Source organism: Tenacibaculum finnmarkense (assembly GCF_900239185.1).
GTDB classification, from domain to species: domain Bacteria; phylum Bacteroidota; class Bacteroidia; order Flavobacteriales; family Flavobacteriaceae; genus Polaribacter; species Polaribacter finnmarkensis.
This window is the reverse complement of the sequence record NZ_OENA01000053.1, coordinates 339,033-355,606: the sequence shown is the minus strand read 5'-3', so window position 1 is coordinate 355,606 and position 16,574 is coordinate 339,033. Positions and strand designations below refer to the sequence as shown.

Sequence of the window (16,574 nt, the reverse complement as noted above, 5' to 3'; positions counted from 1 at the left end):
GTCGAAACTATGAATTATTAATGGAATCTTCCGAAAATATAACCAAATTATCCGCCATAAAACTTTTATTGAATAAAATTTAAACAGGCTCTAATAATTACAACTTCTACCGTTATTCTTACCTCAGCAATATATAGCCTTATCAAAGGAAAAAAAGTAGCTTTATATTTTACAATTGCTTGGAGTTTTTATTTATCTGGAATGATTATTTACGCTTTACAAAGTTTAGGATTACTTGTTTATAATCAATTTACAGAACACATTATGCACGTGGGTACATTTTTAGAAGTTGTTTTATTATCCTTTGCTTTAGGGCACAAATATCAATTAGTTCAACAAGATAAAGAACGCCTAGAACAACAAACAAGAGCCGAATTAGAGCAATTAGTAAAAGAACAAACGCTCGAATTAGAAGCATCACTTAAAGAAAAAGAAATTCTTTTGAAAGAAATTCATCATCGGGTAAAAAACAACTTACAAATTGTAATTAGCTTGTTAGATTTACAAAAAGCATCCATTAAAGATGCCGAAAACAAAGAGGTGTTAGATCAAATTAAAGATCGAATTTATTCGATGTCTTTAATTCATCAAAAATTATATCAATCTGATAATTTATCGCACGTAAACACCAAAAGTTATATTGAAGAATTATTTTTATACATAAAAAATAGCCATAGCGATATTTCACAAAAAATAACACACGTATTGACCATCGAAAACAGAAATATATCATTAACTAAATCAGTACCTTTAGGGCTAATTATTAATGAACTATTAACCAATAGTTTTAAATATGGAATACAAAAAAATAAAGAAAATCGTATTGAAATAGCCCTTTTCTTTAAAGATGGATATTTCAATGTATTAGTTGCCGATTCGGGAGCTGGTTTTGATGAAAAAAGTAAAACACAGGCGATTACAAAATCATTAGGATTGTTTTTAATAAAATCATTAACAAAGCAATTACGTGGAACGCTAAAACGCTATTATACAGATGATTTATTTGTTACCGAAATAAAATTCCCTATATAAATAATTACTTAATTATGACTGATAAAAAAATATTAATTGTAGAAGATGAGCTAATTATTGCCGAAAATTTACGCTTTATTCTCAACGAATATGGCTATGAACATGTAACTGTTTCTAATGACGATACTGAAACGTTCGAATTGTTTGAAAAAACAACCTACGATTTGGTTTTAATGGACATTAATTTAGGCGAAATGAATACTATTGACGGCATTGATTTAATAAAAAAATTACGTCAAAAATATTCGTTTGTTTTTATGTATGTAACCGCAAATGCTGATGCCTTAACGGTAAAAAAAGCCAGTAGCACTAACCCTGTTGGTTATATTTTAAAACCATTTATTAATGCTTCCATTTATGCCAATGTAGCCATGGCTTTAAGTTTTATCAAAGAAGAAAAAAACGATAATAACCAAGCAAAGGCTGCTTTTGTTTTACATACCGAAAAAGGAATATCGCAAAAAATACCCATATCAAAAATAACCTACATTAAGGCTGATGGCGTGTATATCCATATTCACACTCTTGACAAAAACAAGTATTTTACCAGGCAATCTTTATTAGAGCTTAAGGAGTTACATCCTGATTTTTTTATCAGAATTCATAAATCTATTCTGATAAATAAAAAACATATTCAAGGATATACAAGTCAAATTATTACCATCAATGATCAAAAACTTCCACTAGGAAGAGCTTATAAACAAGATTTTTTAAAGCAGATTAGTTAATTTATTTTGCCTTATTTTTGCTTGATGAAACAGTTATTTTACCTACTATTATTTTGTTCTTTTATTTTAAATGCACAAGAAAAACACTTGCACGAAGAACCTTTAAAACAGCAACAAAACCTTCCTAAAGGATTTTCATATATAAACGATATTGCGCCTACAATTAAGCAAGAAATGCGCTATTGTTCTAAAAATAATTTTGTAGGAACTTCTATAAATGGCTACCAAGAAGCTGTACTTATAGGAAGCACAGCAATGGCAAAAGCGCTAAAAAAAGTCCAGGAGAATTTATTAAAAAAAGGATTGAGTCTTAAAATTTTTGATGCCTATCGTCCGCAAACCGCGGTAAATCATTTTGTAAAATGGGCACGTGTTATAAATGACACGTTAATGAAACAAGAGTATTATCCTACAATTAATAAACGGCATTTATTTCGAAAAGGTTTTATTGCTTCAAAATCAGGGCATTCTCGTGGTAGCACTGTTGATTTAACAATTGTTGATCTAAAAACAGGCAACGAATTAGATATGGGAAGTCCTTTTGATTTTTTCGGAATATCCTCAAATGTTTCTTATCGGAAATTGACTCAAAAACAGCAAGAAAATAGAAAACTATTACAAGTGGTAATGCAAAAATATAATTTTAGACCTTACTTTAAAGAATGGTGGCATTTTACCCTGCGTTTTGAACCTTTTGCTAAAACGTATTTTAGTTTTCCTGTTCAATAAACGATACTATTTTCTTACTATCGAAAAATATACAAAAAAGCAAAATGCCTAGCCCCGATTGCAGCAATTGTTTGAGCTCTTTTTTATTTTTTCTTTTGAAAAATAAAAAAAGCGAGTGCGAAAAGCGGGAAATTGCTTCAAATAAATATGTTTTAACCCTTTATTGAGAAATATAAAAAACGACGGCATTATATTTGTTCAGATTTATTTTGATATGATAAAACAAACAATACATTTTTTTATAGTAATTTTTGCAGTAAGTATAAGTTCGCTTGGTTTTGCACAACTTGATGCTTCTTATGGAAATAAGAAAAATAATACCGGTGCATTTGGTCGTATTCCTACTGCTGCTAAAGAGCTAAAAAAACCAACATCGTTAGATTTTAAAAATAATAACGGTTTTAAAAACGCACACAGCAAACAGCAAAAAGAATATGAAAAAAAACAAGCCAAAAGTGCTTTTGAAAATAAAGGGATTTTAACAAAAGCGAAAATTGCAGAAGAACAATATTTAAAAGCTTTTCAAAAGATAAATGGACGCTATGTGTACCCTATTATTGATCAAGATTTAGGAAGTTTTACCACAAAAGATAAAAGTGTTACCATTATTTGTAGAGATTTTCAATATCCTGATGGCGATAAAGTGACTATTTTAGTCAATAATATTCCGGTGGTTACAAACTTAATTCTTCAAAAAAGATATCAATCTTTTAAAATATCGCTAGATCAAGGAATTAATACCATAAATATTTTAGCGCTAAACCAAGGGAGTTCAGGACCAAACACTGCTGGTTTTAAAATTTATAACGCCAATGGAGCACTAATTTCGGCAAATCAATGGAACTTGGCTACAGGTGCAAAAGCGACTATTATTATTGCCAAACAAAAGCAATAATTTAAGCGGTTTTAAAAATAAAAAAACCTGTGTGTAAATTTTAACAAGAACTTTTTTAAAATTACTAAAAACTACTTACTTTTGTAGTTGCGTTTTAAGACAAGCGCAACAAACAAACTTTAAATAAACAACTAATATATAATGAATAAAATCACTAAAGAAACCTATATCAACTGGTATAGAGACATGCTTTTCTGGAGAAAGTTTGAAGATAAGTTAGCCGCTGTTTACATTCAACAGAAAGTAAGAGGGTTTTTACACTTATATAACGGTCAAGAGGCTGTTTTAGCAGGTGCATTGCACGCAATGGACTTATCTAAAGATAAAATGATTACCGCTTACCGTAACCACGTACAACCAATTGGTATGGGCGAAGACCCGAAACGTGTAATGGCAGAATTATATGGTAAAGTTACTGGTACCTCTAAGGGTATGGGTGGTTCTATGCATATTTTTTCGAAAGAACACCGTTTTTATGGTGGTCACGGAATTGTTGGTGGTCAAATTCCATTAGGAGCTGGATTAGCTTTTGGTGATAAATATAAAGGAAATGACGCTGTAACATTATGTTGTTTTGGTGATGGTGCTGCTCGTCAGGGTTCATTACACGAAACTTTTAACATGGCAATGACCTGGAAATTACCTGTAGTATTTATTGTTGAAAACAATGGGTATGCTATGGGAACTTCTGTTGAAAGAACTGCAAATCATACCGATATCTGGAAACTTGGTTTAGGATACGAAATGCCTTGTGGACCTGTTGACGGAATGAATCCTATTAAAGTTGCCGAAGCTGTAGATGAAGCTATTCAAAGAGCGCGTCGTGGTGAAGGACCAACTTTCTTAGAAATGAAAACGTACCGTTATAGAGGACACTCAATGTCGGATGCTCAACATTATCGTACAAAAGATGAAGTTGCTGAGTACCGTAAAATTGACCCTATTACGCAAGTATTAGATATCATTAAAGAAAATGAATACGCTTCTGATGATCAAATTGAAGCGATTAAAAAAGAAGTAAAAGAATCGGTAAGTGAATGTGAAAAATTTGCGGAAGATTCTCCATATCCTGAAGTAAGTCAATTACACGATATGGTATACGAACAAGAAGATTATCCATTTATAAAATCAAAGTAAACCATGGCTACAATTATAAACATGCCTCGCTTAAGCGACACAATGGAAGAAGGAGTTGTTGCTTCTTGGTTAAAAAATGTAGGTGACAGCATTGAAGAAGGTGATATTTTAGCCGAAATCGAAACTGACAAAGCTACCATGGAATTTGAATCTTTTCACGAAGGTGTTTTATTACACATCGGGGTTCAAGAAGGAGGATCTGCTCCTGTTGATACTTTATTAGCTATTATTGGTGAACAAGGGGAAGATATTACTGCTTTATTAAACGGCGGTACTGCTGCTGCAACAATTGAAGAAGCTCCTAAAGCTGAAGCTGTTGTTAATGAACAGGTCGCTGTAAAAAGTGAAGCTGTAGCAATGCCAGCAGGTGTTGTTGTAATTAACATGCCACGTTTAAGTGATACCATGGAAGAAGGAACTGTTGCTTCTTGGTTAAAAAGCGTAGGTGATACTATTGAAGAGGGTGATATTTTAGCTGAAATCGAAACTGATAAGGCTACTATGGAATTCGAATCTTTTAACGAAGGTGTTTTATTACACATCGGTGTTCAAGAAGGCGAAGCTGCTCCTGTAGATACTCTACTTGCTATTATTGGTAAACAAGGAACTGATGTGGCTACCGTACTTTCAGCTTTAAACTCAGGAAATGCAAGTGTTTCTGCGGATGTAAAATCAGAAGAAAAAACAGCTTCTAAAGAAGAGGCTACTAAAGTGACTTCTAAAGAACAAGTTAAAGTAGCTGCTGAAACAGTAACTACAACAACTTCTGGAGGTAGAATATTTGCTTCTCCTTTAGCTAAAAAAATAGCAAAAGATAAAGGGTTTAAATTAGCCGATATTAAAGGTTCTGGTGAAAACGGACGTATCGTTAAAAAGGATGTAGAAAACTACACTCCTGCTGCTGTTAAAGTTGAAGCTCCTGTAGCTGTTAAAAAAGAAAATCTTGCTAATTTTGCTATTGCAGGTGAAGAGAATACCTTAGAGGTTAAAAATTCTCAAATGCGTAAAGCAATTGCGAAAGCCTTAAAAAATTCTAAATTTGATGCGCCTCACTTCTACTTAAATATTGAAGTAGATATGGACAACGCAATGGCTTCTCGTAAAATAATCAATGCCGTTCCTGATACAAAAGTATCATTTAACGACATGGTTGTAAAAGCCTGTGCTATGGCATTAAAAAAACACCCTAATGTAAATACTAGCTGGACGGATAATACGACATTATTCCACAGTCATATTCATATTGGTGTTGCCGTGGCTGTTGATGAAGGTTTAGTTGTACCTGTTGTAAAGCATACAGATGCTTTAAGTTTAACTCAAATTGGTGCTTCAGTACGTGATTTAGCTGGTAAAGCTAGAAACAAGAAAATTTCTCCTGCCGAAATGCAAGGAAGTACTTTTACGGTTTCTAACTTAGGAATGTTTGGTATCGAAAGTTTTACTTCGATTATCAACCAGCCGAATTCTGCTATTTTATCTGTTGGTGCAATTGTACAAAAACCTGTTGTTAAAAACGGTGAAATTGTTGTTGGAAATACTATGAAATTAACTTTAGCTTGTGACCATAGAACGGTTGATGGTGCAGTTGGTGCTCAATTCTTACAAACATTAAAAACTTTTGTTGAAAACCCTGTTACAATGTTAGCATAGGTTTTTAACTTACATATTTTACTAAAAAATCCCGAGCGTTTGCTTGGGATTTTTTTATTTGAAAATATTTTTAGCCTGTATAATATGTCGTTGATTATGATAAATTACAAATCGGAAAGTATCCCCTAACCTAAATTTTAAAATAGGTAATGTTATTGCTGTTTTTGTTTTAGTTAAATCGATATTATTCGCTAACTCTAGTAAATTTAACAATTCTTTTTGAAGTTTAATAAAACGTTCTAAAACAACTTTTTTATCTAATTTTGAATAAATAGGATTCTTACTTTTAAAGGTATTCATTGTTTTCATTCCTTCTTTAGGTAACATATCTAAAGCAAATTTATTCCCTAAATATCCCGATTTAAAAACTGTTGATTTTTGATATTTAGACTTCTCTATTCTTTTTCTGATTTCATTATTATAAAATTCTGCATATAAATTCAAATGCTCTAAACATTCTAAAACAGACCACGATACTGTTGTTTTTTTATATTGCAACTCTTCCGTAGTATTATTTTTTAAAGATTCTACATACCTAATATGAGAAACTACAATTTGTTTTAATTCTGATAATAATTCTTTGGTATTAAAAAAGCTCATGTTTGAAATTTAATTCAAATATGAGCTTTTTTATAAAAGTAAATATTGATACTAATCAAGATTTTTTAATATTCTAGACAATGTTTCTGGCGCCATTCTTAAATAAGACGCAATATATTTTTGAGGTATTTCTTGAAATAATTGCGGACTTCTTTTAAAAATTCTATTAAATCTTTTTTGAGGAGAATAAGTAATCAAATCTATTTCTCTTTCTATTTGTTGATACATAAAATCATTTAAAAAAACGTTCCAAACATCCTGATATTCCTTTTTAGAGTTTATAAATCGCATATAATTTATTTTAGAAATTACTTTCAACTCACATTTTTTAAGTGCTTGAATGTAAAAAGAAGTTGGTTTTTCTGTTAAAAAACAATCAAATGCTGTAATTATTGATTCTTTATATCCAAATCTAATGGTGTGTTCTTCATTATCATCATCAATAAAAACCCGTAAACTTCCTTCTTTTACTAAATATAAATTGGTATTTAAATCTCCTTTATTGATAAGAAAATCATTTCTTTTAAGTGTTATTTCTTTATCCCATTCATCTTCTAAATTTTCTAAAAAATACTTGTATGCACTCATAAAATATAGCGATTAGATACTTTTATATTCAATTATACTTATATTCAATAATAATCAAAATTATTATTTTTCATCAAAAGGTTCGTTTATTTCTTCAAAAAATATTTATTACATCAATATTAAATCTTAATAAGAATAATTCATGTTTTTGCTTTTTTTTAACCAAAATGATTAATACTTTCGCAAAAAATACACTATCAATATTAAATCTAAATAAATTTAATGAAGAGAATTATACTATTTATCGGAATTATACTTTCAATAACAACTATTTTATCTTTTAACACTATAAATACGCCTCCTTATAAATCATTATGCGATACTGCTAATGCTAAAAATAAAAATATCATAGTTTATTTTTCTGGAAGTGATTGGTGTGCTAACTGTAATAAATTTAAAAAAGAGGTTTTAAATACTCCTGATATTAAAAAATCAATTGAAACAGATTACGTGTATCATCTAGCTGATTTTCCACAAAGAACCGAATTAACAGAAGAATTAGAAACACTAAATAATTCACTCGCTGAAAAATTAAATAATCAAGGCGTGTTTCCTTTATTAGTTATTACTGATAAAAATTTGACTATTAAAAAAGTTATAAACTTAAGCTCAAATGTTGATGAAACTTTAAAATCTTTAAAATTTAATAGATAAAATGGAACAATTAAAAGTTTTTTCTAAATCTATCGAATCAATGAAATCTACTTTAGATGTTCATATCGTAATGCCTAATAATAAAGAAGATAAAGCCAATAAATTAATTGAAGAAGCCTATGCCGAAGCACAACGATTAATACAAATTATTTCTGCTTGGGATGAAAACACAACACTTTATAAAGTAAATAAAATGGCAGGAATAGCACCTGTAAAAGTTTGTGATGAGTTGTTTCAATTAATTAAAAGAGGTGTTTATTTATCTGAAATAACAAATGGTTTATTTGATATTACCTTTGCTTCTATCGATAAAATTTGGTATTTCGATAAGCCATTAACTGAAAAACCAAGTGCCCAAAAAATTCAAAAATCTGTTAGAAACATCAACTATAAATTTATTGAATTAAATGAAGAAAATCAAAGTATCTTCATTAATAATAAAGGTACAAAAATAGAACTTGGTGCTATTGGTAAAGGTTTTATTGCTACAAAAATGAAAGAGCTTTTACAAAAATCTGGTATAAAATCGGGGCTTATAAGTGCTGGTGGAGATATGACCTCGTGGGGACAAAGCATACGTGAAGGTGGTTTTTGGAATATTGGCGTTGCAGACCCTAATAAAGAAATCAAAAATATTGCTTGGCTTCCAATTAAAAATGAATCCATTGCTACTTCTGGAAACTATGAACGTTTTGCTATTATTGACGGAAAACGGTATTCGCATATTATTCACCCTAAAACGGGGTATCCTGTTGAAGGAATAAAAAGTGTAACCGTATTAAGCCCTGATGCAGAATTGTGTGATGCTATTGCTACCACAATTTTTCTTAAAGGCGTAAAAAAAGGACTTGATTTTGTGAATCAATTTTTCGATATCAGGTGTTTTATTATTGATGACAATGAAAAAAAACATTTTTCAAAAAACTTTAAAGTAGAAATATCTTATCCAAATACTGCAAATCAAAAAGCAGTAGTTTAATCTAAATTAAATTATACAATGATTATTAAAAATGAAAGAAGATTTTATCTTCTAAGGAACACTATTACCCTATTTCTCTTGGCTATAATAAGTTATTCGTGTACAGAAAACACCGATAACAAGCCTCTTATAGAAGAAATTAAAGTAACCAAAATAGTAAGTAATACACAAAACAGACTCGAAAGAATTCAGTTTTTAAAAGGTAATAAAACAGGATATATAACAGGTCGAGCGGGTACTTTATTAAAAACAACTGATAGCGGTGAAACTTGGACTTCTTTAAATACGCCACTTGTTGACTCAAAAGTTTATGATTGGAATTCTGTTTGGTTTAACAATGAAAAAACAGGTTTTTTAGTAGGAAGAAACACCAAAAAGAAAATTACCATTTATAAAACTACTGATGGAGCAACTTCTTGGAATGAAGCCACAGTTAACGGAGGAGATATTGACAGAATGTATGACGTTGCTTTTACCAATAGCTCTACAGGATTTATGGTTGGTTATAAAGGTCAAATTTTTAAATCGACAGATACAGGTGCTACTTGGAATTTAATAACCAAAATTGATACACTAGGCATGCGAGAAGCTTGTGTAAAAAATTATGCAAAACTATATCCAGACCGTGAACCAAGTGAAAATACTGGTACGCTTTCAAATGCCCGATTATATCGTTTAAAAGTTGTTTCTGAAAATGAAATATATACTGCAGGAAGAGATGGAATTGTTTTTAAATCTATAGATGGAGGAAATAACTGGAAATATGTAAATACAGGAAATATCAATGATATTTATGATTTAAACTATATCAAAAACTCGGTTCTTATTACTTGTGGTAAAAATGGTTCGGTATCTAAAATTTACAAAGATGGAACTTATCAAGACCTTACAAATATAGCCAATACACGTTCTTTTAGAGGCATGCACTTTATTACTGAAGATGTTGGCTGGTGTGTTGGAGAGCATGGTTACATCTATAAAACAAGTAATGGCGGTAATTATTGGGGTAAAGAAATAGCACCAACAGAAAGTACCTATATTCTTAGAAGCTGTGCATTTATCAATCCTCAAATAGGAATATTTGTAGGTAATGCAGGACAAATTATTAAAATAGAAGATTCATCAACAGAAAATTTAACACAACAATAATGAAAAATATACTATATAAATTAATACTATTTACAGCAATATTAGCAGGTATGTCTTCCTGTACTTCTGTAAAAGCATATCAATCTCAATTTGTAAGTGATTATTATATGGAACAAGGACCGCTTTCTATTGAAAGTTTATCTTCTTCAGGTTTTAGTTATAGAGAAGGTGTTTCAGGTGGTGAAGGTGGTAAAGTTGGCGGAGGCTGTGGCTGTAATTAAAAATTAAAGAAAATGACGAAAATAAATAAAAAATTAACATTCGCTTTAGTTTTATCTGCCTGTATTGGTTTTGCTCAAAACACTTCTACTGTTAATCAACAAGAAGATAAAAATATTAAAGTTAGTTTGCTTGGTAATTACTACGGGCAGGATGGCGAAAGAGGTGCTCCTAATGGTGGTATTGGCTCACAAGAATTACATAGTTATACTCGAGAAGCAAAAATATTTGTACCCGTATCAAAAATTATAGATGCAAAATTTAATGCTGGAGTTGATTATTTTACTTCTGCATCCTATTTATTAATTGATAAATATCAAACCTCAGCAAGTTCAGGTAACAGCGGAGTTAGTGTTGATGAAACAAGAAAATATGGCGATGTTAGTATTGACCTTTCAATTAATGATTTTAAAATAACGCCACTTTTTGGTTACTCAGAAGAATATGATGTAAAATCTAAAACTTTTGGTTTATCAGGTTCGTATAAAAACCCTAAAAACTTATCTACATTTACCTTTAAATCTAACTTAATTATGGATAAATGGCTCTTAATATATCCTGGTGAATTTAGACCAACCGCTACTATTGATGCTCAAACTGGTGCTTCTGATAAAGGAACTAAAATAGGTGTAAATGCTGATGTTATTCAACTTACAGATGGCGAACAAGTTACTAAAGATGGCAACACTTATAATGTTGATGACAGATTAACAAGTGCTTTAGGAGTTAATTATGCTTTTAATATCAATAAACGTATGAATGCCTTAGTTGGTGTTGATGGAATATATCAAAGCGGACTACTTTCTACACCTTTTTACAGAGTCTATTTTAGAGATGGTATTCAAGATGAATATGCCAAAACAGTCGCTGTTGAAAAACTACCCAACGAACGATTAAAATTAGCAATTTACGGTAGGTACAATTATTTTGTTAACAAACTACTTATTGTTAGAACAAGTGCTAGATTATATGCTGATAACTGGGGCGTTAACTCACTTACACTAGGCGTTGATGCACCTATTAAAATTAAACCTTGGGTTTCTGTAATGCCTTTTTATAAATTTCATACACAAACTTCGGCTGATTATTTTGCAGGGTACGGACAGCATGAATTATCTGATGAATATTACACCAGTGATTTTGATTTATCTAATTTGTATTCAAATAAATTTGGAGCATCTGCCAGAATTGTTCCTTTTAAACAATTTCTTGGGATAAAATCAATCGATGTAAGATATACAAAATATTTAAGAAGTGATGGTTTATCTGCCAATTCAGTTTCTGTAGGGGCAAGTTTTGAATTTTCTAATTTTTTAAAGAAAAAAAATAAATAAAATCATGATTACATATATAAAAAACGGCGCACTAATAGCTGGAGTATTTTCAATGCTATTTTTAACTTCTTGTGTAGAAGTAACTCCTGAAACAGCCATTATTAATCCTACTGATGATACGTATATAAACACCTTGCATTCTGGTACAACATCCGATTTAAAAGATGTGCATTTTTTTGATGCCTCAAAAGGAGTCGTTGTTGGAGGTGAAGATTATTTAACAACTTCCGACGGTGGTTTAAATTGGATAAAAACAATTCCTTTTAAAACTGCTGATGATAAAATAAAAGTACGTTTTAACAAAGTAACTTTTGTCAATGATTTAAAAGGATTTATCACTGGTGATTTAGGAGAAGAATACATCCGAAGAGGTAGACTTCGTTTTAGAGCCACTGGAAATATCTTTTTAAAAACAGAAGATGGTGGTGAAACTTGGAATACTATCAATTTTTTTGATAAAGAAAAAACGTTTATAAAATCGCTTAAATTTCAAAATGAAACTACGGGTTTATTATCCGTTGTTAGAAATGAAAATGGCGAAGTTTACAAAACAACCGATGCTGGTTTAACTTGGAAATTAGTACTTTCAGATGTGAAAGCTTACGGGCATCACGGAGATAGAGATGGCTCACTTGGAATATCAGACATTACTTATGTTACCCAAAACACCGTTGTTGCCATAGGTACTCAAGGAAATGTTTACATCAGTTTAAATGCTGGTAATACTTGGACTAAAGACACTACCGCTCCAAAAGATAGAGCCTTTAAACGAGTAACATTTTTTAATGATACCGAAGGATATATTGTTGGTGGTGGAGATAGTGCTCCTAATGAAGATAAGGCAATGGTCTTTAAAATCACTTTAAATTCAGACGGAACAACTACTTATCAAGATAAAACAGACACCTATCATTCTGTCTTTTACTTTAATGGTTTATATGCTTCTGATGCTGGAAACCTATGGGTTTGTGGGCATTTAGGACAGGTTTTTGCGACTTATGACCAAGGAACTACTTGGAGTAATGAATTAACAAAAACAAACAGAGAATCTGATTTAAACGATTTAGAATTTCCTACGGATAAAATCGGTTATTTTGTGGGTGATGACGGAATTATCCTTAAAGTAAATTTAGCTGAATAATAAAAAAACAATCATTAAATCTGATAACTTTTACCTTAAAAGTTATCAGATTTTTTTTATATAATCAATATGAAATTATTAAAATACGTTTTATTAATAGGAATTTGTTTTATATCAACTATAAATCTTGTAGCCAACAACTCCCCTATTCAATCTTCTATTAAATCACCTATTGAATGGAAAACAACTGATTTAAACTTCATCAATAATAACATTGGTGATACTTTAAATTTAGTTTTTAAAGCTACTATGAAAAATGATTTTTATATGTATGCTACTGGTTTTTCATGTAGTCAAGGTCCTATTCCTACCACCTTAAAATTAACAGGAGAAGGTTTTAAAACCATTGGAAATTTAAAATCTATTGGAGCACATCCTAAATTAGATAAAGACTGGAATTGTAATATGATAATTTTTGACAAAGAAGTACTACTTAGTCAAAAAATAGTAATCACTAAAAATAATCAACTATTAAATTATAAACTAAAATATTTTACCTGTAAAACAAATGATAGTTGTATCCCTGGTAAAAAATACGGCAAAATAATTATAGGAAATCCTATTGATAAAATAGAAAGTGATATTATCTCTAAAAAAACAGCCTCTAATTCAGTAATTGATAAAGCTGTATCATCAGAAGAAAAATCATCAGAAAAAGAACAGAAAAAATCTTGGATATTGTACTTACTTACCGCTTTTATGGCAGGATTATTAACTGTTTTTATGCCTTGTATATTTCCACTAATGCCAATGACGGTAAGTTATTTTTCAAAAGGAAATAAAAGTAGGTTAGAAACCATAAAAAAAGCATTTATATACGGTTTAAGCATTGTTATTATTTATACCGCACTTGCTATTTTACCAAGTCTTCTTTTAGGTAGTGACCGCGTAAATAATTGGATAAGCACGCATTGGTTACCAAATATTTTGTTCTTTTTAGTATTCGTACTTTTTGGATTGTCTTTTTTAGGAGCTTTCGAATTAAAACTACCTTATAAATGGGCAAATAAAGCTGATAATTTATCGGAAAAAGGAGGTTATTTAGGACTTTTTTTTATGGCACTTACTCTTATTATTGTTTCTTTTTCATGCACAGGACCTTTTATCAGTAGTATTCTTATTCTTTCTTCAAAAGGAGGTATTAGTATAAAACCTTTTCTAGGGATGCTTTCGTATTCTGTAGGTTTTGCATTACCTTTTGTATTGTTAGCATTAACACCTCAATTATTATCTAAATTACCTAAATCGGGTGCTTGGATGAATACAATTAAAGTGTTTTTCGGAATATTAGAATTAGGTTTATCGCTTAAATTTTTAAGTAATATTGATTTAGTTTATGGCTGGGGATTTTTAGATAGAAGTACTTTTTTAACAATATGGGCAGTACTTAGTTTGCTTTTAGCCTTTTATTTATTAGGTTTTATTAAATTTTCTCATGATGATGATACGCCTATCAAATTATCTGTAGGTCGGTTTTTAATGGCTACTTTTATTTTATTTAGCACTATTTATTTTATAACTGGTATTTTTGATAGACCTGTAAATGCTTTGAGTGGTTTAATACCTCCTAAAGTTAATAATTATCACACAACAGCTAGTAAAAATAATTTATGTGAAACCCCTTTATATTCCAGTTATTTACATTCACCCGCAGGTTTTAATGGATATTTCGATTTAGAACAAGCCAAAAAATGTGCTAAAAAACAAGGCAAAATGCTTTTAATTGATTTTACAGGACATGGGTGTGCTAACTGCCGAAAAATGGAAGATACTATTTGGGTGCAACCTAACGTAAAATCTGAAATTGAAAGTAACTATATAGTTGTATCATTATATGTTGATGATAAACACGAATTGCCTAAAAAAGACCATTTAAAAGATTTAGCAGGCTATGATATTACCACAGTAGGTGAAAAGAATTTATTTTTAGAAAAATCATTATTTAATGAAGTTTCTCAACCGCTGTATGTTACTTATAATCCTATTACTGATAAAGCTATCAGTAAAATTGGCTATACAAATAATGTTAATGAATTTATAAATTTTTTAACTAAAAAAAATACTGATTAAAACTTAAAAACCTTCTAACCAAACTATTATTTATAACAACAAAAAACCACAAGATAATCTTGTGGTTTTTTTAGTATCAATTTTAATGTCAATTTATATCAACTATATTTTACGCATTTTATCTATTAAATAAAAATCAGCTAAAACCAAGGCGGCTAAAGCTTCTACAATTGGTACAGCTCTTGGTACAACACAAGGGTCATGACGACCTTTTCCTTTTATTTCGGTTAATTCACCATCAGAATTTATGGTTTGTTGCGTTGTCATAATCGTAGCCACAGGTTTAAAAGCTACACGAAAATACACATCCATTCCATTTGAAATTCCTCCTTGAATTCCTCCTGATAAATTAGATTCTGTTGTTCCATCTTGGTTAAAAACATCGTTGTGTTCAGAGCCTTTCATTTTAGCACCGCAAAATCCGCTACCAAATTCAAAACCTTTTACCGCATTAATTGACAACATTGCTTTTCCTAATTCGGCGTGTAATTTATGAAAAATAGGTTCTCCTAATCCAACAGGCATATTTTGAATAACACAGGTTACCGTTCCGCCAATAGTATCGCCAGCTTTTCGTATTTCATGAATTTTAGCAATCATTGTTTCTGCTGATTTTTGGTCAGGGCAGCGAACAATATTACTTTCTGTTTTAGAAAAATCTAACTCTTGATAAGGTTTATCAATAAAAATATCGCCTACCGATGAGGTAAAAGCATCAATATTAATATGTTTTATGAGTTGTTTTGCCAATGCTCCAGCAACAACCCAATTTGCAGTTTCACGTGCCGAAGTACGTCCTCCACCTCTATAGTCTCTAATTCCGTATTTTTTATCGTAGGTATAATCGGCGTGCGATGGGCGATATACATTGGTATTATGGTTGTAATCTTTACTTTTCTGATTGGTGTTTTTTATAACAAAACCAATAGAAGCACCTGTTGTTTTCCCTTCAAAAATCCCTGATAAAAACTCAACAGTATCAGGTTCTTTACGTTGGGTTACAATTTTAGATTGCCCTGGTTTACGGCGATCTAATTCTTGTTGAACAGCATCAAAATCTACGTGCATTCCTGCTGGAAAACCATCAATAACGCCACCTATTGCCGTTCCGTGTGATTCACCAAAAGTGGTTACTTTTAATATATTTCCAAATGAATTAAACATGCTTCTTTATTTTAAAACGAAAGTAATTTAAAAATTATAATTCTCTTAAAAAAAACACCAAAAACTAATCAAATATGCATAAATATAACACTAATGGTATCTTTTGTATATCTATCTAAATTTTTAAAAAAATATTTCTATTCACATAACCTACTGATAAACAATAATAAAGATTTTAAAATAGCGCTTATATAATTTTAAACTTAAAAAAAATCAATTTTTATTTTCTAGAAACAGAAAAAGGTTGTAAATTTGCAACCGCTAACAACTAATACTTGTTTAGCAGGTCTGGAGAAATGGCAGAGTGGTCGAATGCGGCGGTCTTGAAAACCGTTGTACTGCAAGGTACCGGGGGTTCGAATCCCTCTTTCTCCGCACAAAACCGAAACATTTACTTGTTTCGGTTTTTTTTTGTGGTAATTTTTATGAAAAATAAAGTAATATATTTTTACGCATTACTTTAAAAATAGAACAAATCACGAAGGTAATATTATCTAAGAGCCTG

16 protein-coding genes and 1 tRNA gene are annotated in these 16,574 nt (G+C 30.6%); 14 read left to right on the top strand and 3 right to left on the bottom strand.

Annotated elements, in window-relative coordinates:
• Positions 1 to 72 precede the first annotated feature (72 nt).
• The 6 genes from AQ1689_RS07510 (at position 73) to AQ1689_RS07485 (ending at position 6,171) form a co-directional block, all read left to right on the top strand.
• Complete coding sequence (locus tag AQ1689_RS07510; RefSeq protein ID WP_317047042.1) at positions 73 to 1,032, top strand: histidine kinase dimerization/phosphoacceptor domain -containing protein; 960 nt, start codon at positions 73 to 75, stop codon at positions 1,030 to 1,032.
• Between the two features lie 14 nt (positions 1,033 to 1,046).
• Positions 1,047 to 1,760: a LytR/AlgR family response regulator transcription factor gene (locus AQ1689_RS07505; RefSeq protein WP_101955679.1), complete on the top strand. Its 714-nt coding sequence runs from the start codon at positions 1,047 to 1,049 to the stop codon at positions 1,758 to 1,760.
• A gap of 24 nt (positions 1,761 to 1,784) precedes the next feature.
• The gene (locus AQ1689_RS07500; protein ID WP_101955678.1) at positions 1,785 to 2,489 is read left to right on the top strand and encodes a M15 family metallopeptidase; all 705 of its coding nucleotides are present in this window, start codon (positions 1,785 to 1,787) and stop codon (positions 2,487 to 2,489) included.
• Positions 2,490 to 2,703: 214 nt separating this feature from the next.
• Positions 2,704 to 3,384, top strand: coding sequence for a hypothetical protein (locus AQ1689_RS07495; RefSeq protein ID WP_101955677.1), 681 nt, complete (start codon positions 2,704 to 2,706; stop codon positions 3,382 to 3,384).
• A gap of 141 nt (positions 3,385 to 3,525) precedes the next feature.
• The gene (pdhA, locus tag AQ1689_RS07490) at positions 3,526 to 4,521 is read left to right on the top strand and encodes a pyruvate dehydrogenase (acetyl-transferring) E1 component subunit alpha (protein ID WP_101955676.1); all 996 of its coding nucleotides are present in this window, start codon (positions 3,526 to 3,528) and stop codon (positions 4,519 to 4,521) included.
• Positions 4,522 to 4,524: 3 nt separating this feature from the next.
• Positions 4,525 to 6,171, top strand: a complete 1,647-nt coding sequence (locus AQ1689_RS07485; RefSeq protein WP_101955675.1) for a pyruvate dehydrogenase complex dihydrolipoamide acetyltransferase — start codon at positions 4,525 to 4,527, stop codon at positions 6,169 to 6,171.
• Positions 6,172 to 6,225: 54 nt separating this feature from the next.
• Here AQ1689_RS07485 and AQ1689_RS07480 read toward each other — a convergent pair whose 3' ends face one another.
• Both AQ1689_RS07480 and AQ1689_RS07475 read right to left on the bottom strand, forming a co-directional pair.
• Complete coding sequence (locus tag AQ1689_RS07480) at positions 6,226 to 6,771, bottom strand: DinB family protein (RefSeq protein ID WP_101955674.1); 546 nt, start codon at positions 6,769 to 6,771, stop codon at positions 6,226 to 6,228.
• Positions 6,772 to 6,822: 51 nt separating this feature from the next.
• On the bottom strand, positions 6,823 to 7,359 hold the full coding sequence (locus AQ1689_RS07475) for a Crp/Fnr family transcriptional regulator (RefSeq protein WP_101955673.1): 537 nt from the start codon (positions 7,357 to 7,359) through the stop codon (positions 6,823 to 6,825).
• A gap of 222 nt (positions 7,360 to 7,581) precedes the next feature.
• On the opposite strand from AQ1689_RS07475, the gene AQ1689_RS07470 reads away from it, so the two are divergent.
• From AQ1689_RS07470 to AQ1689_RS07440, 7 genes are all read left to right on the top strand, one after another.
• Entirely contained in the window at positions 7,582 to 8,013 is a 432-nt protein-coding gene (locus AQ1689_RS07470; protein WP_101955672.1) for a thioredoxin family protein, read from the top strand.
• Between the two features lies 1 nt (position 8,014).
• Positions 8,015 to 8,992 carry an FAD:protein FMN transferase gene (locus AQ1689_RS07465; protein ID WP_180947554.1) on the top strand — a complete coding sequence of 326 codons (978 nt, stop codon included), beginning with the start codon at positions 8,015 to 8,017 and terminating at the stop codon, positions 8,990 to 8,992.
• 78 nt (positions 8,993 to 9,070) lie between these two features.
• Positions 9,071 to 10,141: a WD40/YVTN/BNR-like repeat-containing protein gene (locus AQ1689_RS07460; protein WP_180947553.1), complete on the top strand. Its 1,071-nt coding sequence runs from the start codon at positions 9,071 to 9,073 to the stop codon at positions 10,139 to 10,141.
• Positions 10,141 to 10,362, top strand: coding sequence for a DUF4266 domain-containing protein (locus AQ1689_RS07455; protein WP_101907474.1), 222 nt, complete (start codon positions 10,141 to 10,143; stop codon positions 10,360 to 10,362). Before AQ1689_RS07460 ends, AQ1689_RS07455 begins: the two co-directional genes overlap by 1 nt.
• A 12-nt stretch (positions 10,363 to 10,374) precedes the next feature.
• Positions 10,375 to 11,694, top strand: a complete 1,320-nt coding sequence (locus AQ1689_RS07450; protein WP_101955669.1) for a DUF3570 domain-containing protein — start codon at positions 10,375 to 10,377, stop codon at positions 11,692 to 11,694.
• A gap of 4 nt (positions 11,695 to 11,698) precedes the next feature.
• Entirely contained in the window at positions 11,699 to 12,835 is a 1,137-nt protein-coding gene (locus AQ1689_RS07445; protein WP_101955668.1) for a YCF48-related protein, read from the top strand.
• A gap of 69 nt (positions 12,836 to 12,904) precedes the next feature.
• Positions 12,905 to 14,905, top strand: coding sequence for a protein-disulfide reductase DsbD family protein (locus tag AQ1689_RS07440; protein WP_101955667.1), 2,001 nt, complete (start codon positions 12,905 to 12,907; stop codon positions 14,903 to 14,905).
• 102 nt (positions 14,906 to 15,007) lie between these two features.
• Here AQ1689_RS07440 and aroC read toward each other — a convergent pair whose 3' ends face one another.
• On the bottom strand, positions 15,008 to 16,069 hold the full coding sequence (gene aroC / locus AQ1689_RS07435; protein WP_101955666.1) for a chorismate synthase: 1,062 nt from the start codon (positions 16,067 to 16,069) through the stop codon (positions 15,008 to 15,010).
• Positions 16,070 to 16,359: 290 nt separating this feature from the next.
• Between aroC and AQ1689_RS07430 the strand changes: the two genes are divergently transcribed.
• Positions 16,360 to 16,444: transfer RNA gene (locus tag AQ1689_RS07430), tRNA-Ser, on the top strand.
• Positions 16,445 to 16,574 lie beyond the last annotated feature (130 nt).

What these genes read in the sequence shown, in the direction of transcription:
- AQ1689_RS07505 (WP_101955679.1), top strand. Translation starts at nt 1,047, where the DNA reads ATGACTGATAAAAAAATATTAATTGTAGAAGATGAGCTAATTATTGCC.
- AQ1689_RS07500 (WP_101955678.1), top strand. Translation starts at nt 1,785, where the DNA reads ATGAAACAGTTATTTTACCTACTATTATTTTGTTCTTTTATTTTAAAT.
- AQ1689_RS07495 (WP_101955677.1), top strand. Translation starts at nt 2,704, where the DNA reads ATGATAAAACAAACAATACATTTTTTTATAGTAATTTTTGCAGTAAGT.
- pdhA (WP_101955676.1), top strand. Translation starts at nt 3,526, where the DNA reads ATGAATAAAATCACTAAAGAAACCTATATCAACTGGTATAGAGACATG.
- AQ1689_RS07485 (WP_101955675.1), top strand. Translation starts at nt 4,525, where the DNA reads ATGGCTACAATTATAAACATGCCTCGCTTAAGCGACACAATGGAAGAA.
- AQ1689_RS07480 (WP_101955674.1), bottom strand. Translation starts at nt 6,771, where the DNA reads ATGAGCTTTTTTAATACCAAAGAATTATTATCAGAATTAAAACAAATT.
- AQ1689_RS07475 (WP_101955673.1), bottom strand. Translation starts at nt 7,359, where the DNA reads ATGAGTGCATACAAGTATTTTTTAGAAAATTTAGAAGATGAATGGGAT.
- AQ1689_RS07470 (WP_101955672.1), top strand. Translation starts at nt 7,582, where the DNA reads ATGAAGAGAATTATACTATTTATCGGAATTATACTTTCAATAACAACT.
- AQ1689_RS07465 (WP_180947554.1), top strand. Translation starts at nt 8,015, where the DNA reads ATGGAACAATTAAAAGTTTTTTCTAAATCTATCGAATCAATGAAATCT.
- AQ1689_RS07455 (WP_101907474.1), top strand. Translation starts at nt 10,141, where the DNA reads ATGAAAAATATACTATATAAATTAATACTATTTACAGCAATATTAGCA.
- AQ1689_RS07450 (WP_101955669.1), top strand. Translation starts at nt 10,375, where the DNA reads ATGACGAAAATAAATAAAAAATTAACATTCGCTTTAGTTTTATCTGCC.
- AQ1689_RS07445 (WP_101955668.1), top strand. Translation starts at nt 11,699, where the DNA reads ATGATTACATATATAAAAAACGGCGCACTAATAGCTGGAGTATTTTCA.
- AQ1689_RS07440 (WP_101955667.1), top strand. Translation starts at nt 12,905, where the DNA reads ATGAAATTATTAAAATACGTTTTATTAATAGGAATTTGTTTTATATCA.
- aroC (WP_101955666.1), bottom strand. Translation starts at nt 16,069, where the DNA reads ATGTTTAATTCATTTGGAAATATATTAAAAGTAACCACTTTTGGTGAA.